6 protein-coding genes are annotated in these 13373 nt (G+C 52.0%); 4 read left to right on the top strand and 2 right to left on the bottom strand.

What is annotated here, in order from left to right; genetic code table 11:
- Positions 1–2 precede the first annotated feature (2 nt).
- The gene (locus DCW36_RS15275; RefSeq protein WP_114782424.1) at positions 3–1160 is read left to right on the top strand and encodes a DUF4249 domain-containing protein; all 1158 of its coding nucleotides are present in this window, start codon (positions 3–5) and stop codon (positions 1158–1160) included.
- Positions 1161–1245: 85 nt separating this feature from the next.
- On the top strand, positions 1246–3717 hold the full coding sequence (locus tag DCW36_RS15270; protein WP_125185401.1) for an alpha-2-macroglobulin family protein: 2472 nt from the start codon (positions 1246–1248) through the stop codon (positions 3715–3717).
- A gap of 367 nt (positions 3718–4084) precedes the next feature.
- Here DCW36_RS15270 and DCW36_RS15265 read toward each other — a convergent pair whose 3' ends face one another.
- Positions 4085–4270, bottom strand: coding sequence for a CsbD family protein (locus DCW36_RS15265; protein WP_114782422.1), 186 nt, complete (start codon positions 4268–4270; stop codon positions 4085–4087).
- 90 nt (positions 4271–4360) lie between these two features.
- On the bottom strand, positions 4361–4588 hold the full coding sequence (locus DCW36_RS15260) for a hypothetical protein (protein ID WP_114782421.1): 228 nt from the start codon (positions 4586–4588) through the stop codon (positions 4361–4363).
- Positions 4589–5184: 596 nt separating this feature from the next.
- On the opposite strand from DCW36_RS15260, the gene DCW36_RS15255 reads away from it, so the two are divergent.
- Together DCW36_RS15255 and DCW36_RS15250 are read left to right on the top strand one after the other, a co-directional pair.
- Positions 5185–6639 (top strand): tetratricopeptide repeat protein, encoded by a 1455-nt coding sequence (locus DCW36_RS15255; RefSeq protein ID WP_114782420.1) that lies wholly within the window; start codon positions 5185–5187, stop codon positions 6637–6639.
- A gap of 120 nt (positions 6640–6759) precedes the next feature.
- Positions 6760–13044: a T9SS type A sorting domain-containing protein gene (locus DCW36_RS15250; RefSeq protein WP_114782419.1), complete on the top strand. Its 6285-nt coding sequence runs from the start codon at positions 6760–6762 to the stop codon at positions 13042–13044.
- Positions 13045–13373 lie beyond the last annotated feature (329 nt).

Raw genomic sequence — 13373 nt, 5'->3', positions numbered from 1 at the left:
ACATGCAACGCTCTATAAAAAGACACTTTTTCTGGGTTCTGTTATTGATGCTGGGCAGCTGCATAGAGCCTTATCAGCACGAAGTAATCCAGATGCCCAACAACTACCTGGTTGTCGACGGGTTTATCAATACCGGCAACGGCCCAACCACCTTTAAGCTGACCCGCACGCAGAACCTGGGCGACGATGAAAATCCCAGAAACGAAACAGGCGCTACGGTAACTATAGAAGAAGAAGGAGGAGCCAGGTTCAGCCTGAAAGAAACGGGCGCGGGCGTTTATAGCATCAATACCATCCCGGTAAATCCAACCAAACGCTATCGCCTGCATATCAAAACCTCCAAAACCAGGGCCTACATATCAGATTTTGTGCCGGTGAAGATGACGCCTGCTATAGACGCACTTACCTGGGAAGCAGAACCCGACGGGCTGCAGCTGCAGGTGAGCACCCACGACCCACAGGACAACACCCGCTACTATCGCTGGGATTTTGAAGAAACCTGGGAGTTTACCGCTTCCGAAAGAGCTACCGGGGAGGTGGTGGGCGATACCATTGTCAGGCGTACGGCCGAAAGCGAGAACATTTACCAGTGCTGGCGAACCGAGCCCTCCACGTCTATCAAAATTGGAACCTCTTCCAGGTACAACCAGGATCTCATCAGCAAATTTCCATTGCAAAAGCTGGCGCCGTCGTCCGAAAAATTGCGCATCGGGTACAGCATCCTGGTAAAGCAGTACGCTCAGACGCAGGAGGCCTATGCATATTGGGAAGCGCTGAAGAAAACCACCGAAAGCGTAGGCGGTTTATTCGATCCGCTGCCGTCGCAGTTTAAAGGGAATATCCGTAGCGTGGCCGATAGCCAGGAGCCTGTTATAGGCTTTTTGAGCGCCTATTCGGTAGAGCAGAAAAGGCTGTTTATCGGCAGGCAGGAGTTGCCGCAGCAGTGGTACATGCCGCCTCCCCTGTGCCAGGGCGATTCGGCAACCGTGTCGATGGAGACGGCGATTGGCTATGTGAAGAACAACGATCCGTACTGGGGCCTAAAAGGCGCCGTGTATGGCGAACTGAATAAGCTGGAAGGCTATAAAGTAAAGTACAAAGGCTGCGTGGACTGCAGGATTTACGGCACCAATGTGAAACCGGAGTTCTGGCCGCAGTAAAAGTGACACACGTGTTGTAGCGATAAATTTATTTCTGCTTCAAGTTTCCAACCTGGAGCAGTATTTTCTTTTATGAATAAAAGCAATGGTAACAGGTACAAATAATATCTCCTTGTATGATGTGCTTCAATGGGAGACTTCTTCTTACAACCGGCAGCAGGTGCTCGTAAAACTTTGCCTGTTCATGTGCCTTCTGCTCAGTACGGCAGGAGGTGCTGTCGTTGGGCAGTCAGGCAATTTTGCTGCCATCCGCAGCAGCTTCGACCAGTTCAGGAGCAATACCTTGCAGGAGAAGCTGTTCCTGCACCTGGACCGTCCTGCGTATGCCAGCGGCGAAACCATGTGGTTCAAGCTTTACAACCTGGACGGCACGCAGCACCAGCCGCTCGACATGAGCAAGGTGGCGTATGTGGAGGTACTCGATGAGACGAAGCGGCCGGTGCTGCAAGGGAAATTTGCCTTGAAAGCAGGTACAGGAAAGGGTTCCTTTGTACTGCCGCCTACGCTTGGCTCCGGCAACTACACCGTGCGGGCCTATACCAACTGGATGAAAAACTTCAGCCCGGACTTTTACTTTGAGCAGCCGGTTACGATCATCAACACTTTTAAAAATGCCGGTTTAAAACCTGCGAAAGAGGCAGCAGCTTACGACATTCAGTTCTTCCCCGAAGGTGGAAATTTGGTGGATGGGCTGACCTGCAAAGTGGCGTTTAAAGGAACTGATAGCAAGAGTGGAAAAGGCATTGCGTGCCAGGGAGAGATTGTGGACCAGGAGGGGAATGTGGTGGCGCAGTTCGAGCCGCTGAAATTCGGGATCGGGCATTTTACCTTTACGCCTTCCCGCGCAAGCAAATACACCGCTAAAATCACGCTTCCAAACCAGCAGGTGCTCACCCGCCAGCTGCCTGCCATCCAGGAGCAGGGGTACACGGTACAGGTGGAAGAAAAAGGTGCCGCAGAGGTTATGGTGACAGTAGCAGCAAAAGGATTGCAGTCTGAACAGGTGTACCTGCTGGGCCATGCGCGGCAGCAGATTGGTGTGGCTGAGGCTGGCACCTTGCAAAACGGTAAAGCTACATTTGTCTTTCGCAAAGCGGCACTGGCAGACGGCATCAACCACCTCACGGTATTCAACAGCCGGCAGAAGCCGGTGTGCGAGCGGCTATATTTCAAGCGACCGGCAGCCAGGCTGGAAATAGCGGCGACAACAGACAAAAACAGCTACGGCACCCGCCAGAAAGTTACGATTGATATGACTACTGCAGCCACCACAGGCGCTGCCGTACCCGCTGATTTGTCGCTGGCCGTGTACCGGCTCGACGCGCTGCAGGGACCTGTAGCTACGGACATTGCCAGTTACCTGTGGCTGACCTCCGACCTGAAAGGTACCATCGAACAACCGGAATACTACTTAACAGCCACAGGCACAGTAGCAGACCAGGCGCTCGACAACCTGATGCTGACCCATGGCTGGAGCCGCTTCCGCTGGCAAGAGGTGCTGCGTAACAGGCCGCAGGTGTTCGAATATCAGCCGGAAGTTAACGGCCACCTTGTCCGCAGCAAAGTGACGCATGCCGCTACCGGCACTCCGGCACAGGGCATTACGACCTACCTGGCTGCGCCCGGCAAGCATGTGCGCTTTTACCAGGGCACCAGCGCCGCCAACGGAATGGTGCAGCATGAGGTAAAGGATTTTTACGGCTATAAAGAGATTATCCTGCAGACCAATACCACCAAAGACAGCACCTACCATTTCCGGGTGTTCAGTCCGTTTTCGGAAAAGTTTGCCGCGACCAAACTGCCGGAGCTGGCCTTAGCCAAAAGTCTGCAGCCCGAAGTCGCGCAGCGCCACCTGGAAGTGCAGGTGCAGAACGCCTATTTCGAAACGTACCGCGATGTTTTCTACTCACCCGGCATCGACAGCACGGCTTTCTATGGCAAACCCGACGACCGCTACCTGCTCGACGACTACATCCGTTTCAAAACCATGGAAGAAGTGCTGCATGAGTATGTAACGCCGGTGCAGGCCCGGAAAAGAAAAGGAGGCTACCACCTGATGGTGCTGGACCGCCCGAACAGGGGCATTTTTTCGGATAACCCGCTGGTGCTGCTGGACGGGGTGCCGGTGTTCGATATGAACAGGGTAATGGCCATTGATCCGCTGAAAGTGAAGCAACTGGAGGTCGTGACGCAGAAGTACTTCGTTGGCCCCAGGACCTACAGCGGCATTGTCAGCTTCACAACCTACAAAGGCGACCTGGGCAGCCTTCAGCTGGACCCACGCTCGCTGCTGCTGGAGTACGAAGGACTGCAACTGGAGCGGGAGTTCTACGCACCTGCGTATGCTACTCCCGAACAACTACAAAGCCGTTTGCCGGACTTCCGTAACCTGCTACACTGGGTACCCGATGTTAAAACAAAAGCAGACGGTAAGGGCAACGTGGCGTTCTATACATCCGACCAGGCAGGAAAATACCTGGTGGTGGTGCAGGGCATTACCGAAAAGGGCCTGGCGGGCAGTAAAACCTTTACCTTCGAGGTGAAGCAACCGCTGTGATTGGCAGTTAAAAGCTTAGGAGTTAGAAAGTTAGAAAGGTACAATTTGTAGGGGTTGAAAATCTTCAACCCTTTAAGAGATAGGTAGTTATTGTGTAGGGGTTGAACATTTTTAATCCTTTAATTTTCAACCCTGTAACAGAAAGGCAGAGAGGTTGGGGGTAAGGCTGTAGAGACGCGGGCACCGCGTCTCCTGCACGAACCACAGACAAATCCAATCCTGTTATTCCTTAAATCTTCTTAATCGTGTTCAGACAAACCTAATCCTGTAAATCCTGATTCAGACAAAAACATCAAAAAGCCCTTGCTGCGGTCGCAGCAAGGGCTTTTTGATGTAAGTGATGTTTCGAACAATTCTCTGAAGCTGTCTACAGGCTTCTCAACCAGCGAACAAGGTCGTCGCGGGTTTTTCCTGTTTTCTGCTGCAGGCGCCCGAGTAGCTCATCGTCTTTTCCTTCTTCATATTTCAGATCGTCGTCGCTGAGGTCGCCGTAGGCTTGTTTTACCTTGCCTTTCAGTTCATTCCAGTTACCTTTTAATTCCAATTTGTCCATAGTTCTAGTTGTTAGGTTATGTCCTTTAGTAATCTGAAACGCCTTTTCTTGAAACAAGTTTTTATTTGTTGTTCAATTTAAATCAGAGGGCTATATATTTCTTTCGAACACGCTTGGCCTGATCAGCAGCCAAATGATCAAACCTAACGGCCAGGCAACAAAAGCAACCAGGAGGGCAATCAGGATACCGGATCTACGTCTTCGTTCAGCATCCTTGTAGGCCCAGATAATGCTCCAGAAATACAGGATTAAACCGATTAATCCGAGTATCAGCCCCAATATTCCTAATCCAAAAAATACTTCTGCTCCGTTTTCCATATATATTCATGTTTAGTTATTCAACCTTTCTAACGCATCGGGACTGAATACGTTTTGCTTTGAAAACAAACAGCTGTAACGCATCGTGCTTCAGGTACGGCGGAACAGGAAGGGGACCAGGCAGCAGCTTCCGTCATAGGACATAGTGCGTGCTTCCAGGTAGGAATTGATTGTGGTTTGGCACTATTTGCTGTATAAGTTTAAAAATACTTTTAAATGATCAGTGGAATACAATAAAAAGTATATATATTGCATGTTGTAACGTTATTTTATCTGTTGCTTAGCTGTTAAATATGTACAGTTTTCTTTATGAAAATATAATTCAACATCAAACGGAGAAGCATCTCGGTTCATACAGTTTCTGCGACTATTTTTTTTTCTTTTCATCTTTACCTTCCCTTCATCCGAGTAGCTTCTGCACACCGGCATCCTTCGCGGTTGGTGCGCATGCATTTTTTATACCTGTAAAGAACGCATCATGAGAGCCGCTACCGTCCATATACTTACTGCTGCACAACTTCTGCTGCGTCAGTTAACTACTTTTCTTCCCAATCCGGTCAAGTACTTTTCCTGGTTATCACTTAAAAGGAAATCCTATGCGCCCCATCGCCATCCCATTATCGCGCCAGTTTCAGTTGTTGCTCCTGGCATTTGTGTGTACACTGTTGTTGGCAACCTCGGCCCTGGCAGCGGGTTTGAAGGTAACCACGCGCTCACCTGAGGCTCTGGCGGCTTTTCTGGCTGGTCGCGAAAGGGCCGAAAACAAGGATATGGCGCGTGCGAAGTCTTATTTGGTGAAAGCCGTCTCCAGGGATACTTCCTTTGCACTGGCTTATCTGTACCTGGCGCAGGTGTCGCCGACGTATAGTGCAGCCCAAACCGAAAACCTGCAGAAAGCGACCGCACTGGTAAACGCCGTAAGCGAAGGCGAACAACTACTGATTAAAGCGGCCGTGGCTCAAACGGAGAGGCAGCCGGAAAAAGAGCAGGAACTGTTAATGAAACTTGTAAGTCGTTTCCCGGAAGACAGGCAGGCACGGCTGGCGCTGGCGTCTTTTTACCTGCGGCAACAGAACCGGGAGGCAGCCATAGCGGAGCTTCGGAAGGGCGTAGCACAAATGCCCGGTTTTCCCCCGTTTTATGCTTTGCTGGGTGCTGCCCTGGTGGCAGCGGGCCGCTTCAGCGATGCCGAACAGGCGCTGGCCGCTTATCAGGAACTGCTGCCAGAGGAACCGTATGGTTTTGTGGCAACCGGCCAGTTGCTGCTGAAGCAGGGGGAATGGCAAAAGGCCGCTGCCGCGTTTGAGATGGCCCTTCACCTTGATCCGGAGTTTTACCAGGCCTACCTGGGCCTGAGCGCCGGCTACTTATTTCAGAAGAAAGGAGACAAAGCCCGGGAGCAGGCGCAAAAGTTGTTTGATCTGGCTCCAAATGATGAGATTCGGCGGCAGGCCCTCTACGCAAGCGGTGCTGCCTACCTGGACGAGGGTAATTTTGAAAAAGCCACAGAAGAAGTACGGAAGCGCCTGGAACTGGCACAGAAAAGCAAGGTGCCGCAGCTCCTTATTGCCGATCATTATCTTTTAGGAGATATCTGGCTGGAAGCAGGAAACCCGGCAGCAGCGCTGGCAAGTTACCGGCAGGCGCAGGCGGTCTGCGATACCATGCCGCTCCCGCGTGCGGCTAAAACTCAGGCAAACCAGGAGTACCTGTTGAGGGAAGCCCGGTTGGCTTTAGCAACAAAAGACCTGGCCACAGCCTGGAAGAAGGCGCTTGAGTACCAGAAGAAAGCTGCCGGCCGTAATGCTGCTGCCGAGTTACAGCAGGCGCACCTGCTCCAGGGAGTGCTGGCACTGGAAGAAAAGCAGTTTGAGAAAGCGCTTCAGGAGTTGTCGCTGGCTGATTCCCACTGTCCCCGCACCTCTTACCTTATCGGCAACACCTACCTCGCTATGGGCGACAAAGCCAATGCCTTGATGAACTGGAAAATAGCTTCCCGGTTTTATGAGCTGCAGTATGACTACCTGGCTTTCCGGCGAAAAATAAACTAACTGTTCAATTCAAAAGCAGAGAAACCTTTCTTGCTGCTGTAGCTTTCCTTTACCCTTTCTTTTACTGGAACTTCATTTAAAGCTCCAGTTGCTCAGTTTTCACTTTAAACTTAATGAAGTATGAAAAACAACTACTTTTTCCCATTGCCAAGGCAAAAGAGTAGTCACTACAGGTGGCTGCTACTCCTGCTGCTGTTCGCTGCCCTTTTTCCCAACGGAGCACTGGCCGACCATGGCGGCCACCATATCGTCCGAACAGGGGATAGGAGTGATTACTACCACAAAATAGATTTTTATGGCTGGCGCACCGACTGTTATCATTGGTTTGAGATCATTGGAGGGCCGAACGGGAATAGTGAGCCTGACCACCTGAAGTGGTGGCAGCAGGAAATCGGAACTGCCGCAAGTGGCACCGTTTACTGGCCTATCGGACCTGGAAGGTCTGTGAGTTTTTATGTTGTTGCTGATTACTCAGCCGGTTGTGGCAACGATGTAATCTTTAACAACGGCCCTTACTCTTTTACCACCGACGCCATCTACAGGCCCCACACCGTAACAGCTTCCAGTGCCGCTGCTTTTGAATATATTGAGGTAAGCTGGAAAAAAGGCTCGCACATTCCGGATCAGGTTAGCCATCCAAGCTACTACACAGGCAACTGGAACCCAAATTACGAGACCCGCCGGCTTAAGTACCGGATTTACCGCGACGGAGGCAGCACTCCTGTGGCCGAAATAAATGCCAACGGCGCTGATATGACCTGGCGCGACACCAACGTGAGTCCTGGTGAAACACATACCTACCAGATAACTTCCTACACTACTGACTGGGGAACACACGAGTCCGGAAAGACAACTGCTGTTACCGGTTCCACCAAATCTGCCAACGTGGTGGTGTCGCAGGGTACATTTACGAACCGCGCCAATATTACCTGGGCCAACATGTCGGCTTTTGCCGAAAACATAAAGATCATGCGCAGCAAGCCTGGCGTTACTCCCGGCAACCCGGTGCTGCTCAGCCAGCTGGAAGAACTGGATGTGCTGAATAAAAATGCCACCTCCTTCAACGACTACGAGGCCATTCCCGGTTTTAAATACTCCTACTACATCTTTCCGCTAACCGATGGCATGGACTATAAACCCTCGAAGGGCGATGGTTACCGTAAGGCAAACGGTATTGTGAAAGGCTATGTCAAATCCAAGTTCGGCGCGGGTGTTTCGGGTGTTACGGTCACGGCCAGCCTGAAGAACACGATCCAGTCGTCCGGCATCACCCAGCCCACCTATACTACCACCACCGACCAGACCGGTTATTATGAGATAAAAGACATCTACTATTACACCGAAGCCGAATTCAATATTGTCGCCTCCAAAACAAACCATGTGTTCACGCAAAGCACCATCACCCGGAAGCTCGACCTGAACACGCCCACGGTTACAGGCATCGACTTTACCGATGAAACCGTCTTTACCCTGCAGGGAACCGTGAGCTGGCCCAGCTCCTGCGGCATAAAGGGAGTAGAGATACTGGTGAATGGCGAGAAGCGCGGAATATTGACCGATAGGGAAGGAAAGTACCAGCTCGTGCTGCAGGACGAAGGCACCTATACGATTTCGCCAAAGTACCTGCACCACACCTTTGAAACGACAAAGTCCGGAGCAACAGGGCAGGCTTCGTATGCACTGAATGTAACAGGCGATCTCACAAGGCTTGATTTTAAAGACACCCAGACCGATGACCTGAAGGTGGTGGTGCAGGGTGGATGCGAGCGTTCCATTGCCGAATCGGCTGTAATTGAACTTACCAACACCGACGGAGGGGTAATCTGCTACAAAGTTGATCATACCGTGGATGAAACAGGTGTACTCACCATCCCGGATCTGCCGGCGCGGCCCTATGAGGTACGGGTGAAAAGCATCGATACCGGCAATGGCAGCACCAACTCCAACATCATGCACCAGTTTGCCAACAAGGTGATAAAAGTAGACCTGAGTGTGCGCGACACCCTTGTTACCAAAGACTCGGTTGCGGTGGTGACCGATGTGCCTGCCAGGAACGAAACCCTGCCCAACGGTACCGTCATTACAATTCCTGCCACTACCGACACGTCCTACACCGTCAGCACCTACACCACCGTGGTAGAGCCAACAGCTGAGTTTATTTACCGGGCTCCCATCCTTGTCAGTATCGATTACGAAGCTGCCGGTGCTGAAATGGCCTGCCTCGATAACGAACAGGTGCCCCTGATGGAAAAAGGAATAAAATACAAACTGGCGCTTTATTTTGCCGAGCGGGCACAAGGCGATATTCCCGGCTGCCCCATCAACTCGGGCACCGTTACGATTTATGATTTTGTGGGCGATGAGCCAAGTCCCATCACGCTCCAGATTAACGAGCATGGCTATGCCTACTACGAACTGGAGGCAGGCGAACCCGAAACGGCTATCAGCACGCTGCACCGCCATCAGAAGCTGCTCTACCTGAAAGCAGATATTGGTTTCCTGGAGCCGGTAACGCACGAAAGCTGGGTACTGGTGACGGGAGCCAAAGTACTGGCCCCTTCCTTCGTAACCCGCTCACCCGATCTGCCCATGCTTGTTCTGCACGACCCGCCAGGCGACAACAGCTACAGCTTTATTTCGAAAGGCTCCACCTTTACCCATTTCCAGACCACCGAGGTGCTGATAGGGGGAGAAGCCGGTGCCTATGCCAACCTGCTGATCGGAGCCAAGGTAAAAACGCCATTTTCGGGTCACGGCTTTGGTACCACCATCGACTTTAAAGCCGTTGCTGGCCGCGACAACTTTAACCGGGATGGCATGATTACCACCATCACCTTTAACGAGGATTATGCTACCTCTTCTGAGTTTGATTATGTAGGCAACCAGGGCGATGTGTATATTGGCGCTGCCTTCAACCAGGAATTCTCGTTTGCCGAGCAGCTGATTTACCACGAACAAGAGTGTGAGGTAGAACTGAAAGAAACAGCTTCGATGGACATGACCGACTTTGCCACTACCTTTATCTACACGGAACGGCATATCAAGGAAACGTTGCTCCCTTTGCTGGAAGACCTGCGCGATACCTTTGTTGCTGCCGGCGATACCCTGGAGGCAAACCGGAATATTTATGCTATACTGGCCTGGCAAAATATCCTGAAGAAGAACGAAGAAAACCGGAACGAGAAAGCGGAGTTCCAGGAAAACATTTCCTTCAGCGCCGGCGCCCCTTATACCCGCACCACCAGTTCCGATATTACCACCTCCGAGTCGTATGAGTACAACAGTTTTGTCAACCTCGACCTGGCCCTGGGAGCCAAAATAGACAACGAAGGCGGCGCCTGGTTCGACAGCTCGATCGGGGTAACAGCTAGTTTCCGCTGGTCTACCGCTACCCATACCGGCGACGATGTAACGAACAGCTATACCGTTGGCTACCACCTGGAGGACGATGACAAGGGCGATTTTGTGAGCGTGGATGTGCTGAAGGATAAAGCCCGCAGCGTGCCTGCTTTCCGCATTAAATCCGGTACCACCAGCTGTCCGCACGAAGAAGGTACCCAGCGCCGCGACAATTCCCGCATCCAGGTGTTCCCGCCTGTGGTGAGCAATGTGCCGCTGGGTTCTCCTGCAGTTATGCGGGCGGCCCTTACCAACCAGAGCGAGAGCCGCGAAGCCCGGGAATACCAGGTAAAAGTAATCTCCACCACCAACCCGGATGGGGCCATTGTAAAACTGGGCGGCCAGATCATCAACAGCGACCCGGCAACTTTCTGGCTCGAGTACAACCAGGTGTTGAATGCCACGCTCACAATTGAGCGGGGGCCACTGGCTTCGGTGTACGAAGGAATTCAACTGCTCATGTATCCGACCTGCCAGGAAGTAGGCAGCGGCGCTTCCGTGAGCGAATTGATCAATGTAACCTTCCAGAGCGAGTGCAGCAATGTAGCGCTGTCGCTGCCCGGCGAGAACTGGCACCTGAACAAGGATAACGACAACAAGCTCAATGTGGCCTTAACCGGCTACGACAAAAACAACCCCTACCTGGAGTCGGTGAGCTTCGAGTACCGGCGTAAAGGCGAAGGCTGGTCACGGCCTGTTACGTACCTGCGCAACGGCGAGAACAGCGGGCTTTTTGATGAGCCTTTCATTGATTTCCAGTGGGATGTGAGCAACCTGCCCGACGGGGAATACGACCTGCGGGCCATAAGCTCCTGCGGCGAGAGAGGCACTTCAACCTCCAGTATCCAGAGCGGCATTATCGACAGGAGTTCGCTTGCTCCCTTTGGTACACCTACGCCTTCCGATGGCTACCTCCGCAAAGGCGAGGAAATCAGCGTGACCTTCGACAAGGACATCAACTGCGTTTTCGACTCCTACGGCCAGTATGCTTCGCAGCCGGTAGTAACGCTGGTGCGCAAAGACAATGGCGAAGTTATCCCCACCACTACCCAGTGCTCCGGCAAAACGCTCATCATCAAAACCGATCCTTTTTCGCTGATCGACGAGCTGGAAGGGGTAGAGCTGACAGCCACAGTAAGTAACCTGCAGGACCTGAGTAAAAATGTACAGAAGTACCCGGTTGTATGGACGTTTAAAGTGAATGCCACGCCGGTGTTCTGGGATCCGGGAGAATTAGTGGCCTCCGCCCAGTTCGGAAATCAGCAGGACTTGCGTGCCGACCTGAAGAATGCTTCCAAAATCACGAAGATCTTCCATATAACCAGCCACCCTGCCTGGCTTACGCCAACGGCTACCACCGGCGCTATGCTGCCTGAAGGGCCTTATGAAATGCGGTTTACACCACAGGCGGACCTGGTGCCGGGAGTATACACCGGAACCGTTATTGCGACAGTAGACGGAAAAGAAGTAGCCATGCCAGTGCAGTACGAGCTGCTGGCCATTCCTCCGGGCTGGGCAGTTAAAGCCGGTGACTTTGAGTACAGCATGAGCATTGTAGCGCAGTATAGCCAAACCGATGCAGATGCGCCATTGTCTGAAGATAACCGGGACGTAATTGGGGTATTTGTAAACGGCACGCCCCGTGGCGCAGCCAGGATAGTGTTTATTCCGGAGCTCAACAAATATGCAGCCTTTATTACCGTGTACAGCAACGAAGCTCCCCCTAAAAAGGAAACCCTCAGTTTCAGGATGTGGAATGCGCTGACAGGGGTGGAGTATGGGGCAAAGGAAACCACGCTTTTTGTGCCGGACGGAAAACTCGGGACAGCAAGCAATCCTTACATCCTGCACCTGGAGGGCGTGGTGCAGACTATCCCGCTGGCCAAAGGGTGGAACTGGGTTTCGTTTAACGTGGAAAGCAGTGACATGTCGCGCGAAAATGTGCTCAGCAGCCTGTTGTCCGCTGAAGTGAACAACCGGGTTACCATTAAATCGCAGACGAAGTATGCAGAGTACAGTTCTGCTACCGGCTGGCAAGGCACGCTCCGCACCCTCGACAACCAGTCCGGTTACCTGATCCACCTGTCCGACAAGCCGGATACCCTGCGGGTGGTAGGTGCTAAACTGGTGACCATTGCGCCGCTTAACCTGGCAAATACCTGGAACTGGATCGGGTATCCGCGGAATAAGAGTGGCGATGTAAAAGAAGCGCTGGCCTCGCTTACCGCCACAAGTGGCGCCGAACTCAAAAGCCAGACCTCCTTTGCGACCTACGACACAGGCAAAGATGCCTGGATTGGAAGCCTGAAGTTCATGTACCCCGGCTCTGGCTATAAGTTGAAACTGGGAAGCACCGGAAATTTGAGTTATACCCAAAACGCCAAAGTAGCCGGAAGTTACGATACACAGCCCGGTCAGTACGAGTACAACATGACGGTAACCGCCCTGCTTAACACAAATGGAACGGAGCCCGCACAGGACAACTTCCAGCTGGGCGCTTTTATCGATGGCGTGTGCCGCGGTGTTGCGCAGCAGGAGTACCTGCCAGACCTGAAGCTGTACCGTACCTTTTTTACCATTCACGGGAACATCCAGGATGCCGGGAAGGAAATACAGTTTAAGGTAACAGATAAAAATGACCTGGAAGAGTATGAGGTGGCGTGTTCGCCAGTAACCTTCAGCCCGGATAAAATGACTGGCAGTGTGCAGGTTCCTTTTGCCCTAAAAATTGATGCCGATGTTTTAGGGTATCACCTGGAGCAGAATTATCCGAACCCTTTCCATCAGCTGTCTGCTATCAGCTATTCTATTGCTGATGCGCAGCTTGTAAAGCTGGTGGTGTATGACCAACTGGGAAAAGAGGTAAAGGTACTGGTTGATGAAAACCAGGCTGCAGGAAACTATGAGGTGTCCTTCGACTCCGGACAGCTGCCGAGTGGAGTTTACTTTTATAAACTCAGCGCCGGTACGTTTGCCAAAACCCTGAAGATGATCGTGGTGAAGTAGTAGCCATCGCTTTGGTATGCACAAGGGCTGGCAAGGCAGTTTAAGCTTGCCAGCCTTTGTTGCAAAACTATCCTTCGGAGAAGTAAAAACAACATGTTTCAGCTTCTGGCTGGAATTTAACTTTCAGGCTACAACGAAAGAGCCGTGCTGTTCGCAGTCACGGCTCTTTTAATTCAATGGTAATGGTAGCCAAAGCATTGTAGCACATTTTCATGCTGTTTTATTCTGCTGTACCTGCCACCATAGCCGCTGCAGTTCTACTACAGAAACAGGTCAGTGTGAATTGGGCTTGCAACACTACAGGAGCTGCAGAGGCAATGGTGGCAGGT

Source organism: Botryobacter ruber, from assembly GCF_003347595.2.
GTDB lineage: Bacteria > Bacteroidota > Bacteroidia > Cytophagales > Hymenobacteraceae > Pontibacter > Pontibacter ruber_A.
Note: the sequence above shows the minus strand (reverse complement) of the source record. Positions and strands in the feature narration are given on the sequence as shown.